Here is a 22,549-nt window from a genome sequence, read left to right on the forward strand (position 1 = left end):
TTTATATCTGCAAAGATAATTTATTATTTGTCGTGTTTTTATGATTTTAAATTTGATTAATTGTAAGATGGCTGAAGAAATTTGAAAGAAATATTCTGTGCTTTATATTAAAAAAGTATCGCTCCTACGGAGCTCAGTCTACCTTGGATGCTACGTGTTCTACAAACATCTTGCTCCTACGAAACTGTATACTGAAATAAAAAAGAAAGTTTTAAATTCAAATTAAGCATTTAACTTTAAAAAAATCCACAAAAAAACCGATGCTTTTGAAACATCGGTTTAATTATTATTTTAATTGAAAATTAATCCTGGATATATTCTGCATCCCATTCGTTACCGTCATCACCTTTGTGACCATCAAGTTTAATTACAAAACTTTTAGTAGGGAAATAAGGAGTCAAACGAATGTCTAGCCAAACTCTGTCTTTATTTACTTTATCTTGTTCGAAACGTACAATTTTGAATTTCTCAATTAACTTATCAGCACCTTTGATACCGTCTAAGAACGTTACTATTTGCTTTCTTAAATCATCTTCGTTTTTCGCATTCCAGTTTTCGAAGGCTCTTCTGTTTAGGAAATCTAATAAAACTTTTGTTACGTAATCGAATACACGAACTACAGAATAGGTCTGAAGACCAATGTTATCTCCCGTAAACAAGGTTTTTGCAGAGAAAGCCATGATCTTACCATATTCGTTCACCATTGGTACAAGTCCCATTTTTTCTAATTGAGAAATTTCACTTTTCTTCAATTCGAATTTCACGGCGTCTACTTCGTTGATGTTACCATGCTTTTTACCTGCTGCAACTTGTGACATTAAAGTTTTGTGAATTTTTCCTGCCAATGAAGTTGAAGGCGGAAGTTCTACGTTCTCTTCTTCACCAACTTCTTCAGCTCTTCCACGGCCAACTAGCCAGTTACAAGTCATAATGACATTACTTCTGTGCAATTCACCACCGGTAAGATTTGCCGAGTGGAATAAATCTACAACATCATCCGGTTTATCAAGATTAGCAAAATCGGTAACCATCATTACCTTGTTTTCGTTACAGATTTTAGCCCATTTTTCAATAACTTTATTGGATCCCAAATATCCCGGAATCGCAAGGATTGAATAGTTATCTCTTAAATCCAGACGATCATAATACTGCTTAAATTCTTCAGCAACCGCATCAATAAATAAAGGATTATCTAAGTCTGACATCTGCTCTAAAGTCGCATTGACAATGCTAACGTTATCAACTTTATCTAATTCAGTATTTTTGTAAAACTGCGCAACCGTTCTGTACGAAGTTTCTAACTGACGACTTGCATCAAGACTGTTTTTTAAATTTGTTTTTAAATTTTGTTCCGCTGCCTGTGCTTTTGTTTTGCAGGTATCAGCCATTTTTTCGGCTGACTCATTAGTACTTAATAGCTCAACCCAAAGATTGATTTTCTGAAGCAATTCTTTTCTTTCATCCGTTTTATTGGAGTCATTCAAGAAAATTTCTTTTCTTGCTTTTCTGGTTGGGTTCATATTGGCAATTCCGTCTACGACAGATTCTATAAAGCCAAAACCTCCAATTTTATTTAGTTCTTCAACAGGATTTCCTTTCGGTTTACCGCCTTGTTGCTGTTGATTATGTTGTTGGCTTTCTGCAGCCTGCAATTTGCTATCCATAATATTTGTGTAGGTTCTTTGGGTTATTTTTCAAGTTCTTGTGCCACATCCTTTAGTGCCTCAATAAAAGCAGCTCTTGTCTGCTCATTTTCCAGCATATTGCGAAGAATTTTATTAGTTTTCAGCTGACGTACAATTTTATTATACTGCTCCTGCTCCATGCTGAGCTTTTGAAGATAATCTGACTTCTGAACAAGATTTTTGGGAGTAAAGTCTGCAAGATTCTGAAAACGAAATTCTTCTTCTACTATATTTCCGTCTTCGGTCTCGTGCTGTACAGCAACTGAGGGCTGAAAATGTCTGAAAACATCGTCTACCGTTTTTAGACCTGTTACAATTTCGGGAACATAAGTTTCATCTGTGGTAAGCTGACTTACAATAAGAGATTTATTTTCTTGAATTTCCTGAATAGCTTCATTAGCGTCGACCTTGACCTCGTTTCCGCCAACACCATAATTAAACATTGCCATATTATTATTGTTTTGTGATTGTTGTTTTGGTTTTGAATTAGCAAATTTATGACCAATCCATTGTTTAAATTTATAAAAAAACTGTAACATACAAAATTTTGTAATGATTTTTCTTTAAATAAATCAATTTATGAATGAGAATTAAATGATTGTTAATACTTTTTGGTGTCACTAATCTATGAAAAATAAATAAAAAAACGCACCAAAAGGTGCGTTTCCCATATTAAGATTTCAATAATTTTTTACCAGATTTTGATTCTTTCTTCGGGTGCTTTATAAAGCTTATCTCCTGGTTTAATATCAAATGCTTTCATGAAACCATCCTGATTGACCAAAGGCCCAAAAGCTCTGAAATATCCCGGTGAATGCGGATCTGTTTTCACCTGATTCATCATGTACTGATCGGTAGATTTTGTTCTCCAGACTGTTGCCCAACTCATGAAAAATCTCTGATCTTGGTTAAATCCTGAAATTAATCCGGGATTTCCTTTATCTTTTAGGTACATTTGAAGTGCATCGTAAGCAACCGCTACTCCACCTAAATCACCAATATTTTCTCCGCTCGTAAATTTACCGTTAACAAAACTTCCTTTTACAGGTTCGTAAGCATTGTATTGAGCTGCTAACTGTCCGACTTTTTCATCGAAGTTTTTACGATCTTGCTCTGTCCACCAATTATTTAAATTTCCGTCACCATCGAATCTCGATCCACTGTCATCGAATCCGTGAGAAATTTCGTGACCGATTACGGCGCCAATTCCACCAAAATTAACTGCTGCATCCGCTTTAGGATTGTAAAACGGTGGCTGAAGAATTGCCGCGGGGAAAACGATTTCGTTATTTGAACCACTGTAATATGCGTTGACCGTTTGAGGAGACATTCCCCATTCTGTTTTATCTACAGGCTTTCCTACTTTTTCTAGACTTTTCTGATATTGCCAAGCTGAAACATTCTGAAGATTTGAATACAAACTCGCACCTTGAGAAGGAGATTCTACTTTTAATTTAGAATAATCTTTCCATTGATCAGGATAAGCTATTTTCACAGAGAATTTAGACAGTTTTTCCTGAGCTTTTATTTTGGTTTCAGCAGACATCCAATCCATATCATTGATATGTTTTTTAAATGATTTTAAAATGTAATCGATGTACATTTCCATCTGTTTTTTAGATTCAGGACTGAAATGTTCGTCAACATACAATTTCCCGAAAGCTTCACCCAAAACACTATTCACCAACGCCAAACCTCTTTTGTTCATGGCACGTTGCTCTTTTTGTCCCTGAAGATATTTAGAATAAAAATCAAATCTGATATTATCTAAACTGTCACCTAAATTACTTGCATTGCCGTTGATTACATGATATTTCAAATAATCTTTCAACAGAGGAAGGTTTTTCTGGTTGATAAACTGATCCATATTCTGGTAATATTTCAGTTCACCAACGATTACTTTATCTGTTTTTACACCTGCATCTGTAAGATATTTAGCAAGATTTACATTTTTAACCAACCCTGAAAGTTCAGATACGTTTTTAGGATTATATCTTAAATTGGCATCTCTGTTTTGCTCTAAAGTCAGTAAATAATTGGCCAATTGCTTTTCAAAATCTACAACATTTTTTGCTGCTGCATCAGAATTTTTATAGCCTAAAACGCCAAATAACTGCCCAACATATTTTTGATATTCTGCTAAAGTTTTTGTGTTGGCTTCATTTACTTTTTGGTAATAATCTCTTCCCAAACCAAGATCCGGGCCGCCAAGATATACTGCATTCATTTTAGAATTTTTCATATCTGCGCCGACTCTCCATCCATAGAATGAATTGTCGCCAAGTTTTGTAGCTTCTAAAAGATATTTATGAAGATCATTTACATTTTTAATCGCATCAATTTTTGCCAAATCACCTTTAATAGGATTTAAACCATCAGCATTTCTCTTGCTAATATCCATAAAAGATGCGTACAGATTTTGTATTTTCTGACCTTCTGAACCTTCAGCATATTTTTCGGTTAAAATTTTATTTAAAATACTCAAAGATGCATCATCTACATTTTCTCTCAAAGCATTGAAAGATCCCCAACTCGCTTTATCAGAAGGAATCTGAGTGGTTTTGACCCAATTTCCGTTGACATAACTGAAGAAATCATCCTGCGGACGAACCGTTTTATCCATATAAGATAAATTGATACCTTCTTCTTTTATTTCTTCTTTCGCTGGCTCTGCAGCTACTGCTTCAGTTGTTTCTAATTTTGGTGCTTCAACATTTTTTCTCGTTCCACATGAATTTAGAAATACGATACCAGAGAATGCAAGTACTGCAATATTTACGTTTTTCATTAAATTAATTTTGAATTGTAATCAGTTTGATCAAATATAGGAATTTATGTTAAATTGTTTTTGGGAATTTCTAATATTTTAAACCTAATTGTACATTTTAAATTTTGTCTTTCGGAAATAAATAAACCCTTATCTATCATTGCGTTTTTCAATCGCAAAGGAAGACAAAGTTTTTTCGGATTGATTTTTTTAAGATAAACAAAGGCATTTCATTTAACAAAGAAATACCATCATTTAAATATCAATAATTTAAAGCATAGTCAAAAATGCATAAAGGTTTAAAAATAAAAAATAGGTTTTGGCTAAAGACCGTTTCTATTGAATAAAAAAAACCACTCATTACTGAACGGTTTGATATTGATTACCAGATTTTGATTCTGTCTTCCGGTTTTTTGTATAATTTGTCACCTGGTTTTACATCAAATGCTTTGTAGAAAGCATCTACGTTGGTCAACGGACCAAAACTTCTGAAATATCCAGGAGAGTGTGGATCTGTTTTTACTTGGTTTACCATGTATTTTTCACTTGATAAAGTTCTCCAAACCGTTGCCCAGCTTAAGAAGAATCTTTGATCTTGTGTATAACCACTGATTACACCAGGATTTCCTTTATCTTTCAAATACATTTGTAATGCATCATAAGCGATATTTACACCACCTAAATCAGCGATATTTTCACCGTTTGTAAAAGTTCCGTTTACGAAAGTTCCTTTTACCGGCTCGTATTTGTCGTATTGAGCAGCCAAAGCTTTTGTTGCTTTTTCGAAGTTGGCTTTATCTTCAGGAGTCCACCAGTCAACTAAGTTTCCGTCAGCATCAAACTGAGCACCAGAATCATCAAATCCGTGGCTGATTTCGTGACCGATCACCGCACCGATTCCACCAAAATTAACAGCAGCATCAGCTTTAGGATTGAAGAAAGGAGGCTGAAGAATCGCAGCAGGGAAAACAATCTCGTTATATACCGGGTTGTAATATGCATTCACAGTTTGCGGAGTCATTCCCCATTCTGTTTTATCAACAGGCTTTCCGATTTTTGCTAAATCTTTATTGTACTGCCATTCAGCAATATTCTGAAGGTTTGAATATAAATTTCCACCTTTAGATTCCGGAGTGATATTTAATTTAGAATAATCTTTCCAAGTATCAGGATAAGCAACTTTCACTGTAAATTTATTCAGTTTAGTCATTGCTTTTTCCTTAGTTGTAGAAGACATCCACGTCAAACCGTTGATGTGAACTGCGAAACTTTTCTTCAAATAATCGATCAACTCAACCATCTGAGCTTTTGCTTCAGCCGGAAAGTATTTTTCAACATACAATTTTCCGAAAGCTTCGCCCAAAGAACCATTGATTAACTCATATCCTCTTTTGTTTAAAGCTCTTTGCTCCTGCTGACCTCTTAAATATTTACCGTAGAAAGCAAATTTTGTATCACCTAATTTTTCGCTCAAATAAGAAGCTCCACCGTTGATCATGTGAAACTTCAAATAATCCTTAATTACAGGAAGATTCTTAGCGTTCACCAATTGGTCAAAGTTTTTGTAGTAGCCCAATTCACCAATGATTACTCTGTCGGTACTTACTCCCACTTTTTTAAGATAAGAAGCAAGGTCAATATTTTTCACCAAAGTCGAAAGCTCAGCAATCGTTTTTGGGTTATATTGTAGTGTATTATCTCTACTCTGCTCGTTAGTCAGCAAATTTTTTGCGATGCTTTTTTCGTAGTCTACTACACCTTTTGCAGCTGCATCAGCATTCTTGTAGCCTAATTCTTTCAACATAGAAGCTACATACTTTTGGTATTCTGCAAGAGCTTCTGTGTTTTTAACATCCACTTTCTGGTAGTAATCTCTACCCATTCCTAATGAAGCGTCACCCAAGTAAACAGCATTCATATTAGAATCTTTCAAGTCTGAATATACGCCCCACCCGTAGAATGTGTTGTCGCCATCTTTAGTTACAGCCGTCAAGTAATTCTGTAAATCTGTAAGATTTTTGATTGCATCAATTTTATTGATATTCTCCTGAATAGGCTTGATTCCGTCTGCATTTCTCTTCTCCATATTCATATATGTCGCATACAAATCCTGGATTTTTTTGCCTTCGCTTCCATCTGCAAATTTATCTTTCAGAAGAGAATTTAAAATCGTCATTGAATTATTGTCTGTATCATCAGCCAATTTGTTGAAACTTCCCCAAGTTGGTTTATCAGAAGGAATTTTAGCCGTTTTCATCCACGTTCCGCTTACGTAGTTGTAGAAATCATCTTGTGGACGAACAGATTTATCCATCAAACTGATGTCTAATCCTGTATCAGTAGTAGATACTGATTTTGTTGATTTAGCCTGAGCGTTCAGCGTATTTTGCGAACAAACTCCTGCTAATAAAAACAAAGAAAGCGTTAATTTTTTCATTGTAATAATAATTTATACTATAAGTATATTTAATTTAAATTTTGTTACGTTAAAGTTAACTTATTTTTAAGTTGCAAATGTTTAGTTCTTTATTTTGAAATTAAAATCCCTACCAAATCCTGAATAATTTTCTGCGAGACAAAATAAATAAAATCCTGTCTGTCTAAATGCGGAAGATGAAGTTTGAAAGTCTCAGATTCGTTGTTGACATTTATCGTGTAATACACTAAGCCTACATCTTTACCATCCTCTCCTTTTCCCGGACCGGCAACGCCTGTCGTAGAAAGAGAAATATCTGATTTAAATAAATTCTGACAACCATCTGCCATTTCACGGGCAACTTCTCTGCTCACTACCGTGAATCTTTCGATTGTACTTTCTGAAACATGAAGAATATCTGTCTTTTTTTGTGTTGCGTAGGCGACTACTCCACCAATGAAATATTTAGAACTTCCCGGATTTGAGGTGAGCATTTGTGATAAATGTCCGCCAGTACAACTTTCAGCAGAAGAAATTGTTAATTCTTTCTCGCTTAAAATTTCCCCTAAAATCTTTTCAATTTTGTCTTCTGATGTCGCAATTATATTTTCTCCGATAATTGGAAATAGCTTTTGAATTTCGTCTTCCAACTGAATTTGTAATGCATCATCATTAGTTCCGGTTGCTGTAAGTCTCAATTTCACTCTCGTTCCCACAGGAAGATAAGATAAGGCAAGGTTTTCCGGCAACGCCAATTCCCATTCTTCAATTCGATCAGCCAAAATACTTTCGGGAATTCCTACAACAGAAACAATTCTTGTGGAAATATAATTCAGATTAAATTTTTCTTTTAAATAAGGAACAATCTGGTCTTTAATCAACGGTTTTACTTCATATGGAACTCCCGGCAAACTGAACGACAGCTTTCCATCTTGTTCCATCATCATACAAGGCGCAGTTCCGTAATGATTCTGAAAAACAGTAGATTTCGTAGGAACAAAAGCCTGTTCACGGTTTCTTTCAAGAATTTCAATTCTTCCGCGTTTTTCCATATACGCTTTAAGATGTTCAAAAGTAATTTCATCCAAAGCAATTTCATCATCAAAAAATTCCGCTAAAGCTTTCTTGGTTTTATCATCTCTAGTTGGTCCCAAACCTCCGGTGGTAATGACTAAATCTCCCAATTCGAAAGCAGATTTCAGAGTATTTTTAATAATTTCTATCTCATCTGAAATAGTGAAAATCTGTACCACTTTGACTCCGATATTTTTGAGTTCGGTTGCAATGAAATTTGAATTGGTATCGACCGTATTTCCTGAAAGAATTTCATCACCAATGGTGATAAGAACTGCGTTTTGCATATTTTAAATTTGAATAAATTCATTACAAATGACGTGAAAATCTCTGTAGTGAACAAAAGAAAATGATTTTTTATATCTTTGATTTGAACTGTCTACAACTATAATAAAGAATATGACTAAATATGATGATGCTTCATGGCATTATGGAGGAGATTTTCCAGAGGGGATTCCCAAGAAAAACAGTGCAACTCACACGGGAATGTTTCTCAATTGGTGTATTAACAATCATTTGGTTTCGGAAGAATTTAAAGAAGATTCCGAAGATGAAATCGAAAAGTTAAAACGAAGAGAAATCACCGGTGCCGACTTTGTCATCGATACATTAGACGGAAAATTTTCTGAATATGATTTGAATGATTTAGGAAATGCCTTTGCGAAAGATTATTACGTTGACGAAACCGATTTCGGCGATAAATTCAGTTCATTTGCGACAGATTACATCAACATTTTTGATTCGGTAACGGAAGAAAATGATTTTGAATATGAAACTTTTTATCATATTGAAGATAGTTGGGAAAACTATGATTTGATGAAACAGATTATTGATCATCGTTTTTTGGAATGGAAAGAGTACAAGAGCTTGAATTAAAACATAAAGTTTGTCATTTTGAACGAAATGAAATGGAGTGAAGAATCTATTTTTTAATTGTAGAGATTCCTCCTTCGTCAGAATGACAAACTTTATGTTAAATTATTTTTGAGATTGCTTCGTCGCTTCGCTCCTCGCAATGACTAATTATGTTTTACCCAAATTAAATCACTCGTATTGTAACCCAACTTTTGTGCTTTTGCTAAAAATCGTTCTCTGATACTGTTTGGAATTTCTTTGTTCCTGGATAAAATCCAGATGTATTTTGTACTGTTTCCTACAACCAAAGCATTTTGATAATCATCATCAATGTCAATCACATTATAACCTGCCCAAATCGGTTTGAAAAACGAAACCTTTAATCTCGCTTCAGACTTATCATTAACAAATCTTGCCTCACCGATTGATTCTTTCCATTCTTTTTTAACGTAATTGTATCCTCTGTTCTGAACTTTAATTGATCCGTCTGAATTTAGAGAATAATTGGCGGTCACATTATCCAGATCTTTTTCAAATTTATAATCGAAACGGGCAATTTCGTACCATTTCCCAAGATATTTATCTGAATTAAAATTGGTAACTGCCGTTGCACCTTTAGTAATTCCCACCGAACACGAATTAAAAAGTAATAATCCGATAATCCCTAAAGAAACTGGAATGGCTATTTTCTGAAAAGTTTTCATATTGAAATATTTTTGCTGACATGAAAATTCAAAAATAATGCCTAGTTAGAGTTTAGAGTTGACAGTACATTTTTAATTTGAACCATTAAGGTCTATTAAGAAGTTTAGAATAGTTAAGTTGAGCTTCCCTTTAAGCAACAAGCTTGATAAAAAAATCTATCTGATTTTCTTAATAAAACTTAACTACTTAAATCGTCTTAATGGTTTAAATAAATTTTTGATTTGAAAGTTTCTAAGAAAAAACTTTCAGAAACTGCTCTTTGAAACTTCCGGAAACCTCAATTTCTGTTTCGTCTGAAAGTGTTGCCGTTCCACTTTTATGGTAAGATTTCACAAAATTAGTGTTGATAATATGGGAACGATGAACTCTCACAAAAGGATTTTCAAGCAAATCATCGAAATGCTTTAAAAATCGGCAAACCATTTTTTTTGAACCGTCTGTAAGATAAACCTGAGTGAAATTTCCGTCTGCCTGAAGTCTTACAATATCTTCAGTTTTCACCACATCAAAACCTTGTAAAGTAGGAAGAATTAACTGTTGCTTTTCGGGTTTTAATTTTAAATTTTCTAAGAGAATTTTATTTCGATTGAGTTCTTCTTTGTTCTGAATGCTTTCTGCAACTTTGTTTACCGCCAAAATCAATTCCTGAATATCGATTGGTTTTAAAATATAATAACTCGCAGATTTGTTTAAAGCCTGAAGTGAATATTGTGAAAAAGCGGTGATAAAAATCGTTTCGTAAGAAAATTCTTTCGTCGCTTCCAAAACATCAAATGCGTTTCCGAAAGGCATTTCAACATCCAGAAAAACGAGTTGAGGTTGCGTTTCTGCTATCAAAGGAACGGCTTCTTTGATGTTTTCTGCTTCGCCCAAAATCTCGACTTGCGGACAGTATTTTGTGAGATAATTTCTCAGAACTTCTCTTGCAATTTTTTCGTCGTCTATGATTACTGATCTTATTTTCATCTTTTTTGGTTGAGGTTAAGATTGAGGTTTTTTTTAGAAATTCATTGTAATTTTTACAAAAACACCATTTTCAGAATCCTTCACAGTACACGAAATATCTTTTTTGTACAAATCATTTAGCAAAGCAATTCTTTCTAAAGTATTTTTCATTCCGCGGCCTTTTCTGGTTTTCTGATGTTCGGTTTTTTGCTTTTTGCTTTCTTCAATTCCGATACCGTTGTCTTCGATGAAAATGTTTAAAGAATCGTTATTTTTTTCAAATTTCAAGCTCAAAAATCCTTTTTCTGTTCTGTATCGTAAGCCATGCCAGATTGCATTTTCAAGAAACGGCTGAATGAGCATTCCGGGAACTTTCAGACTTTGGGTATTTAAACTTTCGTCGACTTCAATTTCGTAATCAAACTTATCTGCAAAACGTGTTTTCTCTAAAGCTAAATAATTCTGAAGCAAATCTAATTCTTGCTGAAAAGGAATAAAATCTTCTGTAGAATTTTCCATCACGCCACGCATGAGTTTTGAAAATTTGGTTAAATATTGATTGGCTTCCAGTTCGTTATTAGTCGCAATAAAATGATTCACAGAATTTAAACTGTTAAAGATAAAATGCGGATTCATCTCACGACGAAGCGATTGCAAAGCGATTTTTTTGTTTTTAATCTGCACTTTTTTTAAGGTTCTGAAAATGAAAATAATTAAGCCTATCAATAATATTAAAGCTCCAATTAAGCTGTAATTGAAAATATTCTTTTTACGAATCAGCTCATCTTTTAGCTTCTTTTCCTGTTCGAGCTGTGAAATTCGTTGCTCTGTATCTTCGAGAATTTTGTTATCAACCAAACTTCTGTCTTTAGAAACCAAATCAGGTAATTTCCCTAAAAAATCACGATACAATTGTACAGAAGCATCGGTGTTTTGAGAAATTGCGTACAAACTATCGAGTCTTTTGACACTTTTTTGCGCTTCCAAAGTGTGACCTTTATTTAAAGCAATATCGTAAGCATTTTTTAATAGAACTATGGCCTCCTTCGGATCATTTTTTTTGATATAAATATCAGCAAGTTCCTGAATTTGCTCAACTTTTTTCTGAGAATTATCTTTTACAAAATCTTCTTTTAAAACTTCTTTTTTTGCTTTAATGGCTTTATCAAAATCTTTATTTTCAACATAAAAATCCGTCAGTTTCTGATTAATTGCCAAGGCTTGTTGTGGAGCATTATCTTTCGAAATTTTGTAAGCGTTCGTAAAGTTTTCTTCTGCTTTGGGAATATTTTTTTGTTCGATATTCACTTCTGCCATTTGGCTGTAACTTGCAGCTAAGTCAGCATTTTCATTTTCCTTTCGGCTAATATCGATATTGTTTTGAATGGCTTCTGCCTTATTTTCTACAACCGGCGATGAAAGTCTGGAAGCGTCATTGGCATTTAATACTCTTTTCGATTTAGAATATCCAATATTTGAAGCTTTTTCATAATTGCTTGCCGCTGATTTCAGTTTGTTTTGATTTTCCTGCGATTGAGCTAATTTCCGAGTTACTTTTTCGAGATTTTTTTTGTCATTCAATTTTTCATAAATCCCTTTCGATTTTATGAAATACTCCTCACTTTTTGGGAAATTTCCATTATTAAAGTAGGTTTCACCAATATTGTAATAAGAGTCGGCTTCTGCAGATTCGTCTTTGGTATCCAATGCTTTTTTAAGCTTTGAAGTTTCGGCCACAATTTCTTTTGTGTCTTTACTTTGCGAATACAAATTATTCACATAAAGCAGCAAAAAAACAAATGTAAAAAGCCTGATTAAATTCATAAAACAAAGATATACATATAATTGACGTAAGAAAAATGATTCACCAAGTGAAAAGTAAGGTCTACCAAGTTTTAATTCAAAAATTTTAATTCCGTTCTGTAAGGTTGCTTTTTTTATCTTTGAAATCTAAATTAATCATGAAATAAATGAAAAAGAAAATTTCTATCGTCTTTCTGTTGTGTTTTGTAATTACCAATTTCTATTCACAAACTTATATTCATAACGTTACTCTTGTAGATGTTATCAACCAAAAGCTTATTCCGAATCAGACCGTAGTTCTTACAAAGGAGCTGATCTCAGAAATTAAACCTTCAAAGAAAATAAAAATTCCTAACAATGCTAAAATCATTAATGGTGAAGGGAAATTTCTAATTCCCGGTATGACAGATTCTCATGTACATTTTTTCCAAAGCGGAGGTTTATATACAAGACCGGATGCATTAGATCTGAGAAATCAGGTATCGTACGAAAAGGAAATTTCGTGGGTTCATCAAAATATGGAAGATTTTCTGAATCGTTATTTAAAATTAGGAATTACTTCTGTAATTGATGTGGGATCAACCTATAGCTTTTTATCTCAGAAAAATTCGCTTCAAAAAACAAACTTACCTACGGTTTACATGACAGGGCCTTTGTTGACAACATATGAACCTGAGGTTTTTAAAAATCGTGGCAAAGACGAACCTTTCAAATTGGTTTTAACAGCAGAAGATGCCAGGAAAATGGTTCAGGAGCAGCTTCCCTACAAACCCGATTTTATAAAAATATGGTACATTGTAAGTGGGGATGAAAAGGATCTGGAAGCAAATGCCCGAAAATATGAAACAGTTGTAAAAAGTGCTATTGATGAAGCTCATAAAAACAATCTGAAAGTGGCTGTACACGCTACAGAAAGAATTACAGCACAAATTGCAGTTGAAAACGGTGCTGATTTTCTTGTACACAATATTGAAGATGAGATCGTTCCGGATAGCTTTGTGAAATTATTAAAATCAAAAAAAGTTATTTTAAATCCCACCTTAACTGTTGCAGGCAATTACTACAAAACTTATGGACAGAAAAACAATTACAATACTTTCGAGCTCAACAATTCAAATCCTGAAGCGATTGGTTCTATTCAAGATTTAAAACATTTGTCAGGCTCTTCTGATTCTGCGACTGTAAAAAGATTGAAAACGAGATTTAATCTGCCACAAATGGATGTTTATATTTCAAAAAAAGATTCAATACAAACCATTAATCTCAAAAAATTATCTGACGGAGGCGTAACCATTGCAGCCGGAACAGATGCCGGAAACATCGGAACTCAACATGCAACCTCATTTATTTCTGAACTGAACGCCATGAAAAAAAGCGGTATGAGTAATTGGCAGGTTTTACAGTCGGCAACCATTAATCCGACGAAAATCTTCAATAAAGAAAATATTTCGGGAAGTGTTTCCACAGGTAAAATTGCTGATTTGGTTTTATTAAATTCAAATCCCGTAGAAAATATCGAGCATCTTACCGAAGTAAATCTTGTTTTCAAGAACGGAGAAATGGTAGATTCTAAAAAAACAATCAAAGAAACTCCAGAAATGTTGGTTCAGAAGCAAGTAAACGGATATAATGCAAGAAATATTGATGCTTTCCTTGAACCATATTCAGAAGATGCAGAATTATATATGTTCCCCAATCAACTCATCAGCAAAGGAAAAGAAGCGATGCGAAAAGATTATTCCACTATGTTTAAAGACCTTCCGGAGCTTCATTGCGAAATTAAAAACAGAATCATAAACGGTAATTTCGTCATTGATCAGGAAAGCGTTTCAGGTATGAGAAAAGGGCAAAAAGTAGAAGCGACGGCGATTTATGAAATTAAAGATGGCAAAATTATCAAAGTTTATTTTTTACCATAACCATTTTTCTTTATAAAAAATTAAAGACAATTCTTTCGGAGTTGTCTTTTTTTGTGCTTACCAAGTGAAAATCTGCATTCACCAAGTTGTTTTTAAACTGCTTTGAAAAGACGATTAAGTTTGTGATATAATTTAAACTTAATTCTCATGAAAAACAATTTTTACTACAACAAAACCAAATTCTTCACTTTGCTGCTTCTTTTAATTTCTATTTATTCTATTCAAGCACAAATGTCCGGAAATCAGGCTTACAGAAACCGAAATTCCTATGAAAACAATCGTCCTGTACTTTCTGATGTGAAGCATTTTTATGCTACAGATTCTACGATGGTGATTAACGTCAATGTATTGATGAATAAAAAAGCAGATCAGTTTAAAATTACTTTAGGACTGAATGATGAAGCAGAATCTCCTAAAAAAGCCATTGAAAACATGAACATACGAATACAGAATTTCATCAAAAGACTTGGAGTTTTAGGGATAAATAAAGACGATTTTTATGTGGATTTTATTTCCCAGACCAAAGTGTATGATGTGAGCCTTTCTGATGATAAAAAATTGATCAGTGAAAAAATTAAAGGTTTTGAAATCAAGAAAAATATCATTATTAAAACCAATGACCATTCTAAAATCGAGAAAATCATCTATGAAGCCTCAGATTATCAGATTTATGACATTATTAAAATTGATTATATGAACACTAATCTTGAAAAAATTCATCAGGATTTAATGACCGAAGCAAGCAAAATTGCCAAATGGAAAAAAGAGGATTATTTTAAAAGATTCAAGAAAGAAATTATCGGAACACCAACGATGAACTCTGGTTTTAATTATGTTTTTCCGTCTTCACAGTATCAACAATATACCGCTTATGAAAGTTCAGATTTCGATTTATTGCGAGGTTACAACAACAATGATCTGATGATTAAAAAAATGGAAAAAAAAGGAAAAACCTTTTACTATGAAGGAACTCCATATAATGGTTTTGATAAAGTAATCAACAACGAAGATCCTGAAATCGGAATACAATATATTATCAACATGAGCATTAAATATGATTTTAAAAAGAATCGCTAAGCTCTATTTAGTTAGATTTTTTCCTAAAGAATCGCTTTCACCAAGTCAAAACCTCAGTTCACCAAGTTTGTAAAATTCAAGTTTCTATTCGCAGTAATTTTACTTTAGAAATTTAAAATAAAGAATTTATTATGAAACTGAAACACCTTTTATTAGTAGGAATCTTTGCAGCAGGAAGCTTGGTGAATGCGCAGGAAATCAAAAAAAACGCAATTGAAGTAACGGGAGTTGCAGAAATGGAAGTCGAACCGGATGAAATCATCTTTAACATCGGAATAAAAGCCGACAACAAAAATCAATTGGCAGACAACGAAAAACTTTTATTTGAAACTCTGAAAACCAACGGAGTAAAAAATGAAGACATCAAATTCAAATCGATGTATCAGAATTTGTATTCTAAAACAACAAAATTCACAAAGAGTTTTCAGTTTAAAGTCAATGCTAAAACCAATGTGAGTAAGCTTTTTGAAGATTTGAATCAAAAATGGGTAAGCAATCTGAATATTGCAGAAATTAAAAACACAAAAATTGCAGATTTCAGAAAAACCGTTAAAATCAATGCCTTGAAAGCGGCCAAAGAAAAAGCAGATTATCTTTTGGAAAGCATCGGTAAAAAAACAGGAACGCCTTTGGAAATCACAGAAATCGAAGACTACATGAGCGACTCTGTAATGCCGGTAGCCTACAGAAGCAAAATGGCGAACGTACAATTGGAAGCAGCCGATCAAAGTGTTGATTTTGCTTTTGATAACATCGAAAACATTAAGCTGAAATACAGTATCAAAACAAGATACGAGATTCTTTAATGTGGTGAAAAGACAGTCAGAAATGGCTGTCTTTTTTTGTCTAAAAACTTCCACCAAGTGAAAACCTCAGTTCACCAAGTCTTCAAATTTTCAGTTTCTAATCGAGGTAATTTTACTGTAGAACTTTAAAATAATAAACAATGCGACACTCAATTTTTATACTCATTTTTATGGTTTCGCTTTTTAAATCTCAGGAAATTAAAAAGGAAATCGATGTGAAACAGGCAACCGTATTTTTGCAGGGAGCGAAAGTTTTCGGAAGCACGAATGTAACTCTCCAAAAAGGAAGAAACACGGTGAAAATTATCAACCTTCCGAATGATTTGGACGAAAACACTTATAAAATAAATCTTGAAAAAAACACTACCCTTTTATCAATTACTCCACAAAGCAGTTATCTTAAAGACGATGAACTGACTGATGGCGAAAAAAAACTGGATGATGAAAGAAAAAAATTTCAGAGACAAGTTAATTTGCTAAATATTCAGATTAAAAATCTGACGGGTGAACAAAACATCATTAATGATAATCTTAAAGTTTCAACCAACGATAAATCGACGCCACAGCAACAGTTGATTAAACTGACTGAATTCTACAGAAAAAGAATGCTGGAAATCGACAATCAGGTTTTTCTTTTGACCGAACAAAAAACTACATTTGACGAAAGCATTACTAAAATCAACAAACAATTCTCTGAAGAACAGATTCATAAAACGCAAAACAGAAAAGAATTAGTTCTTGAAATTCTTGCTGAAAACGAAATGAATCTGAATCTTGGAGTGAGCTACATCGTTTCCAACGCAGGTTGGGTTCCTTCATACGATTTAAGAGCTTTATCAATTAAAAAGCCTTTAGAAATTGTATACAAAGGAAAAATCTACCAGAAAACAGGACAAGACTGGAAAAATGTGAAACTTTTTGTTTCCACTTATCGACCTTCTTATAACCAAAACAGACCTATTTTATCACCGCTTTATGTCGCAGAATATACCGCTTACAATAATGAGGATGCAAAGGTAGGTTATATGCAAAAAGCAAAAGCAGATATGTCTAATTCTTACCAGATGAGAGCGGAAGTTGCTGCAGCAAGTCAGATTCCTGTGGCAACAGTTTCGGATAATCAGATGAATATTTTGTATGAATTAAATTACGACCAAACTATCGTAAGTCAGGAAAAAGAACAATACGTGATTTTAGATAAGAAAAACGTAGAATCTACTTATAAATATCATACTGTTCCGAAGCTTAACAATCAGGTTTTCTTGATGGCTTTTGTGAAAAACTGGCAGAATTTAAATCTGATTTCAGGTGAAGCGAATATTTATTTTGAAGATAATTACATCGGAAAAACCAATATTGCAAGCAATTATGTAAAAGACGAGTTCCCTATTTCACTTGGAGTTGATGAAAGAATTGTGGTAAAACGCATCAAAATTGAAGATAAAACTGCTCAGAAATCTCTCAGCTCAAATAAACTGGAAACAGAATCTTACGAAATATCAATCAGAAATAACACGAAAGAAAGTATCGAGCTGGAAATTTTAGACCAGATTCCATTAAGTGAAAATCAGAAAATCACAGTCAAAACATTAGACATCGGAAACGGAGAGTTTGATGCTAAAACCGGAAGTATTCTATGGAACAGAAAAATCAACAGCGGAAGTTCAGAAAAAATCAATTTCTCTTATGAAGTAAAATATCCTAAAGAAACGCAGATTCAGTATTACAGTCGTTAACTACGTTTGAGGGCTTGAGGGTTTGAGAGTCTGAGTGCAGTTGAGAGAGCCCTAAAGGGACGGTCTTCTAAAGAATATGATGAAGTCTTATTAAAAAAGTTATTAATCGCAGAGGCGCAAAGGTTTTAGGAAAAACAAACTGTTTTTAAGGCACAAGATCACTTCGACTTCGCTCAGTGTGACGGAAGATTTTCATTTAGAAATTGCTAATAAATTTCATCGAAGATAAAATCCTTGCTTCTTTAAAAGTTTATCAAAATAAAAATTGCGCCTTTGCGATTCCCAACAAAAAAGATTTAGTAAAAATTAAATAAAAATCATTAAAAACATACAATATGAACACATTAAAAGTTTTAACAATAACAGCAAGTGTAATTGCTTTTTTGAGTGCAGGTAAAATTTCAGACAATCGTTGCAGTAAAAATAACGACAGAGAAATTGTAGAAAGTACTATTTCAAATCAACCGCAAATTTCAGTTTCAAAGGATAATAAAATTCAGGTAGCTTTACTTTTGGACACGTCCAACAGCATGGATGGATTAATCGATCAGGCAAAATCCAGACTTTGGAATATCGTCAATACGTTAACCACTTTAAAATACAACGGAAAAGCTCCACAAGTGGAAATTGCTCTTTATGAATACGGAAATGACGGGTTGCAGGATGAAAATTACATCAGACAGGTAACTCCGCTTACGCAGGATTTAGATTTGGTTTCAGAAAAACTTTTCGCTCTAAAAACCAATGGCGGAAATGAATATTGTGGAGCGGTCATTCGTGATGCGTCAACCAATCTGAAATGGGACGGAAATGAAAAGAGCATGAAGCTGATTTACATCGCCGGAAATGAAGCGTTTGACCAGGGAAAAATCAATTATAAAGAAACAATTTCGGGTGCAAAGAAAAAAAACATTTACACCAACACCATTTTTTGCGGAAGTCGTGATGAGGGAATTCAAACTTTCTGGCAAAACGGAGCGAGTCTTGGTGACGGAAAGTTCTTTAATATCGATAGCGACCGAAAGGTCATTTATATTGAGACGCCTTATGATATGAAAATTTCGCAATACAATTCTCAATTAAACAACACGTATATTTCCTATGGAAGTCGTGGTTCTGAAATGAAAAACAAACAGTCTGTTCAGGACGTTAATGCAGAATCTCTTTCTGCGTCAAATGCTGTGGAAAGAGCAGTGAGCAAATCAAAGAAAAATGCTTACAAAAATGATCATTGGGATTTGGTAGATAAAGTTGAAAAAGATAAAGCCTACATTACATCGATGAAAGAAGAAGAACTGCCTTCTGAACTAAAAGGAAAAAGCAAAGCTGAAATTCAAAAAATTGTAGCTCAAAAATCTGCAGACCGTGACAAAATCCAAAAAGAAATTGAAGTTTTGGCAAAACAAAGACAAAGTTTCATCGACTCTGAAATGAAAAAGCGAGGAAATGCTGAAGGCGATGATTTAGGAAAAGCAATTGAAAAATCTATTCTAGAATTGGCTAAGAAAAATGGATATAGTTTTTAGTTTTGCAATGCGAGTCTACAATATATGGATATGAGATTTGATATTCAAGTTGATAAAGTCCCAAAGGGACGACTTAATAAAGGATAGGATGAAATCCTATCAAAAGTATTGTTTTATTTTATTTCGGGGCTCGGCTTCGCCGAACCCCGAAACTTTATCAGTCAATTTTTCAAACGGTAAATTTGAAATAAAGTTATCTTCCAAATTTAAAATACTCAGAAAGCTCGTGTTTTTTATTTTTCATAAACGCAGAAGCCATTTCCATTCCGGTTACCGAAAAAGTAATTCCGTTTCCGCCAAAACCTAAGACAAAATAAGAGTTTTTAAATTGGTCGTGAGCTCCGATGTAAGGCAAGCCGTCTTTTGTTTCTCCGAAAGTTCCTGCCCAGACAAAATCAGTATAAAAATGATAATCGGGTTTTATTCTTTTCAGATTTTTGAGAATCTCTTTTTCTTTTTTATTTAATAAGGAATCACGTTTTTCGGGATCAGAAAAATCTTCGTCACCACCACCGATTAAAAGTCGCTCATCATCGGTTGTTCTCATATATATGTAGGGATCATCGGTATTCCAGACGAGTGTATGTTCTATATTCTTAAATTTATCATTGTCGATCTCAGAAACAACTGCGTATGTACTTTTCAGATCAACAAAGTGTTCTTTAATCATTGTTGAACTTTCGTAACCTACACAATAAATGATCTTTTTAGCTTTAATATTAAACCCATCAGTCGTCAATGCTAAATTATGATCACGCAAATATTTCACCGATTTCATTTCAGTTTTATCAAAAACTTTTAAACCTTTATTGACATTAAATCTCAGCAGCTCATGAGCAAATTTGAAGGCATCAATGCTTGCGCCTTGCTTCGACAAAATTCCGCCATACGTATTTTGGAAACCAAATTTATCTTCAATATCTTCAATTCCGAGCCAGGTAACGTCGAATCCGGCTTTTCTTCTTACTTCATATTCTTTCTCTAACCAAATTGCATCCTTCTTTTTAGAAGCAAAATACAAAGATTGCTTTCTTTTAAAACCTGAACGAGCTTTTATTTCTTTCGTTAATTTTTCAAGGTCATCAATAGATTTTGAACAGGCTTTATAACTTTCTACCGCCCCTTTTTCACCAATCATTTCAATCAATTCGTACAATGGAGTATCTATTTCATATTGTAACATCGATGTTGTTGCAGAAGTGCTTCCGTTGCAGATTTCACGTTTATCAATTAAAATCGTTTGGTATCCTTCTTTTATCATTTGATGAGCAATGAGACTTCCTGTGATTCCGCCTCCTATAATAAGAACATCGCATTCTTCATCAGATTTCAGAGAAGGGTAAGAAGAAACAAGGCCATTTTTCAAAAGCCAGAAAGGTTCGTTAGATTTCAAGTCCATAGAAATTATTTTTCAATTGTCAATCAATAATTGAGCCCTTAATAGAGTAATTACATATTTCTGGTTTAATTATTGATAATTTAAAGCTACCAAAACCATTTAAAATATAAATTATGATCACGATTATTAATGATGCCCCTGAAAATGTAGCTGCATTCAATGCAACTGGAGATGTTACTAAAGAAGATTTTGAAAATCTTGTCATTCCTCATGTGAAAAATAAAGTAGAACAGTTTGATGAATTAAACTATCTTTTGTATCTCGACACAGATTTAAGCAATTTCACCATGGGAGCCTGGCTTCAGGATGCTCTTTTAGGCATAAAAAATCTTTCAAAATGGAATCGTGCAGCGATTGTCACCGATAAAGAGGGAGTACAAAATTTCACGGATATTTTCAGTGTTCTGATGCCCGGAGAATTTAAATCTTTTCCAAAAGAAAATCTCTATAATGCCTTATATTGGTGTCAGAACGGCAACGAAGTTGAAGATTAGAAACAAAAAGAGAAGCAAATTGCTTCTCTTTTTTTATTGATCACAGGTAACACATTCCGTCATCAATTCCTTTTCTGCCACCTTGGTTGAGCGATACAGATAAAAATAAATGATACTGATCACTAAACCAATAATCGTCATCCCCACTCCCACTAGCGAAGGATAATTGTAAGGCAAGCCATGTTCTAAAGGAATTCCTCCCAAGAAAGCGCCCATCGCATTGGCAATATTAAATGCAGCCTGCATAAAAGCAGCGGCCATCATTTCACTTTTAGGTGCGGCTTTCATCATCATGATATTAATGGGTGCAGCAACCGACATCGATAAAGCCCCACAAATAAATGTCAAAACCAAAGAAATACTTTGATATTCTGAAAGGAAAAACACTCCTGACAAAGAACACATCATCAAAAATAGCAATAACACACAGGTTTTTTCCGGTCCTAATTTATCTGAAAGAAAACCTCCTGCTAAATTTCCGACAACCATTCCGGCACCGGCAAGAATCATGACGTAAGCCATATGACTGCTTTCAATCTTCGAAACAACCGTCATCAAAGGTGTGATGTAGCTAAACCACGTAAATAATCCTCCAAATCCGATGGCCGTAATCATTAAAACTAACCAAGACTGTTTGCCTTTCAGGAATTTCAATTCTTCCAGAAAATGACTGTCCTCCTTTTTTTCCATTGCTGGTAGCCAAAGTTTTAACGCCAATAAAGTAGCCAGACCAATCACTCCAACGATGGCAAAATACCAACGCCAGTGGAATGCATGCCCGATGTACGTCACCAAAGGAACCATTGCTAAATTGGCCACCGTTAATCCGGTAAACATCAATGAAATATATAATGCCTCCTTCCCTTTTCCTGCCATTCTTGACGCAACCACAGTCCCAACTCCAAAAAAAGCTCCGTGTGGTAAACCGGACATAAATCTGATAATCAACATCGAATTATAATCTGGAGCGATTGCCGATAAAGCATTAAAAATGGTAAAAATCACCATCAAAACCAGCAACACTTTTTTGGGTGGAAATTTCACAGAATAACCAATTAAGATGGGCGCTCCAATCACTACTCCCAAAGCATACGCCGCAATCAAATGACCCGCTTGCGGGATGGTAATTTGCAGTGTTTTTGCAATATCGGGAAGCAATCCCATAATCGTAAATTCTGTAGTTCCGATCGCCAAACCACCGATTGCCAAAGGCAAAATTCTTCTATCAAACATCTCTTCCAATTTCAAAGTGCAAAATTCGAGAGAAATAACGGTTTTTATTTGTTCTGAAATGATGAATCATTGCTCCGTATTGACAATTTTAAATAAATTTGTAATAATT

The 22,549-nt window shown here is 34.0% G+C and carries 17 protein-coding genes; 7 read left to right on the top strand and 10 right to left on the bottom strand.

Going from position 1 to position 22,549, the window contains the following annotated elements; translation table 11 throughout:
• Positions 1-302: 302 nt before the first annotated feature.
• From LNP04_RS05210 to LNP04_RS05230, 5 genes are all read right to left on the bottom strand, one after another.
• On the bottom strand, positions 303-1,664 hold the full coding sequence (locus LNP04_RS05210; protein ID WP_229985507.1) for a DUF5458 family protein: 1,362 nt from the start codon (positions 1,662-1,664) through the stop codon (positions 303-305).
• Positions 1,665-1,687: 23 nt separating this feature from the next.
• The gene (locus tag LNP04_RS05215; protein ID WP_229985508.1) at positions 1,688-2,224 is read right to left on the bottom strand and encodes a type VI secretion system contractile sheath small subunit; all 537 of its coding nucleotides are present in this window, start codon (positions 2,222-2,224) and stop codon (positions 1,688-1,690) included.
• Positions 2,225-2,376: 152 nt separating this feature from the next.
• Complete coding sequence (locus LNP04_RS05220) at positions 2,377-4,473, bottom strand: M13 family metallopeptidase (protein ID WP_229985509.1); 2,097 nt, start codon at positions 4,471-4,473, stop codon at positions 2,377-2,379.
• Positions 4,474-4,834: 361 nt separating this feature from the next.
• Positions 4,835-6,889, bottom strand: a complete 2,055-nt coding sequence (locus LNP04_RS05225; RefSeq protein WP_229985510.1) for a M13 family metallopeptidase — start codon at positions 6,887-6,889, stop codon at positions 4,835-4,837.
• A gap of 89 nt (positions 6,890-6,978) precedes the next feature.
• A complete protein-coding gene (locus LNP04_RS05230; protein WP_229985511.1) occupies positions 6,979-8,229 on the bottom strand; it encodes a CinA family nicotinamide mononucleotide deamidase-related protein in 1,251 nt (416 codons plus the stop codon).
• Between the two features lie 112 nt (positions 8,230-8,341).
• On the opposite strand from LNP04_RS05230, the gene LNP04_RS05235 reads away from it, so the two are divergent.
• Entirely contained in the window at positions 8,342-8,818 is a 477-nt protein-coding gene (locus tag LNP04_RS05235) for a hypothetical protein (RefSeq protein ID WP_229985512.1), read from the top strand.
• A gap of 143 nt (positions 8,819-8,961) precedes the next feature.
• Here the strand turns inward: LNP04_RS05235 and LNP04_RS05240 are convergent, their stop codons facing one another.
• The 3 genes from LNP04_RS05240 to LNP04_RS05250 all read right to left on the bottom strand — a co-directional run bounded on the left by LNP04_RS05240 (position 8,962) and on the right by LNP04_RS05250 (position 12,271).
• Complete coding sequence (locus LNP04_RS05240; RefSeq protein ID WP_229985513.1) at positions 8,962-9,501, bottom strand: lipocalin family protein; 540 nt, start codon at positions 9,499-9,501, stop codon at positions 8,962-8,964.
• Positions 9,502-9,733: 232 nt separating this feature from the next.
• Entirely contained in the window at positions 9,734-10,468 is a 735-nt protein-coding gene (locus LNP04_RS05245) for a LytTR family DNA-binding domain-containing protein (RefSeq protein ID WP_229985514.1), read from the bottom strand.
• Between the two features lie 33 nt (positions 10,469-10,501).
• Complete coding sequence (locus tag LNP04_RS05250) at positions 10,502-12,271, bottom strand: histidine kinase (protein ID WP_229985515.1); 1,770 nt, start codon at positions 12,269-12,271, stop codon at positions 10,502-10,504.
• Positions 12,272-12,417: 146 nt separating this feature from the next.
• Here LNP04_RS05250 and LNP04_RS05255 point away from each other — a divergent pair, with 146 nt between their 5' ends.
• From LNP04_RS05255 to LNP04_RS05275, 5 genes are all read left to right on the top strand, one after another.
• Positions 12,418-14,169 (top strand): amidohydrolase family protein, encoded by a 1,752-nt coding sequence (locus LNP04_RS05255; RefSeq protein ID WP_229985516.1) that lies wholly within the window; start codon positions 12,418-12,420, stop codon positions 14,167-14,169.
• A 147-nt stretch (positions 14,170-14,316) separates the two neighbouring features.
• Positions 14,317-15,246, top strand: a complete 930-nt coding sequence (locus tag LNP04_RS05260; RefSeq protein WP_229985517.1) for an SIMPL domain-containing protein — start codon at positions 14,317-14,319, stop codon at positions 15,244-15,246.
• A 131-nt stretch (positions 15,247-15,377) separates the two neighbouring features.
• Positions 15,378-16,052, top strand: coding sequence for an SIMPL domain-containing protein (locus tag LNP04_RS05265; RefSeq protein ID WP_229985518.1), 675 nt, complete (start codon positions 15,378-15,380; stop codon positions 16,050-16,052).
• 140 nt (positions 16,053-16,192) lie between these two features.
• The gene (locus LNP04_RS05270) at positions 16,193-17,788 is read left to right on the top strand and encodes a DUF4139 domain-containing protein (protein ID WP_229985519.1); all 1,596 of its coding nucleotides are present in this window, start codon (positions 16,193-16,195) and stop codon (positions 17,786-17,788) included.
• Positions 17,789-18,123: 335 nt separating this feature from the next.
• The gene (locus LNP04_RS05275) at positions 18,124-19,314 is read left to right on the top strand and encodes a hypothetical protein (protein WP_229985520.1); all 1,191 of its coding nucleotides are present in this window, start codon (positions 18,124-18,126) and stop codon (positions 19,312-19,314) included.
• A gap of 193 nt (positions 19,315-19,507) precedes the next feature.
• Here the strand turns inward: LNP04_RS05275 and LNP04_RS05280 are convergent, their stop codons facing one another.
• Positions 19,508-20,713 carry an FAD-binding oxidoreductase gene (locus LNP04_RS05280; RefSeq protein WP_229985521.1) on the bottom strand — a complete coding sequence of 402 codons (1,206 nt, stop codon included), beginning with the start codon at positions 20,711-20,713 and terminating at the stop codon, positions 19,508-19,510.
• A 113-nt stretch (positions 20,714-20,826) separates the two neighbouring features.
• Between LNP04_RS05280 and LNP04_RS05285 the strand changes: the two genes are divergently transcribed.
• Positions 20,827-21,207, top strand: coding sequence for an STAS/SEC14 domain-containing protein (locus tag LNP04_RS05285; protein ID WP_229985522.1), 381 nt, complete (start codon positions 20,827-20,829; stop codon positions 21,205-21,207).
• A 33-nt stretch (positions 21,208-21,240) separates the two neighbouring features.
• Here LNP04_RS05285 and LNP04_RS05290 read toward each other — a convergent pair whose 3' ends face one another.
• Positions 21,241-22,440: an MFS transporter gene (locus LNP04_RS05290; protein WP_229985523.1), complete on the bottom strand. Its 1,200-nt coding sequence runs from the start codon at positions 22,438-22,440 to the stop codon at positions 21,241-21,243.
• Positions 22,441-22,549 lie beyond the last annotated feature (109 nt).

Origin of the sequence: Chryseobacterium sp. C-71 (assembly GCF_020911865.1) — a bacterium.
Lineage (GTDB): Bacteria > Bacteroidota > Bacteroidia > Flavobacteriales > Weeksellaceae > Chryseobacterium.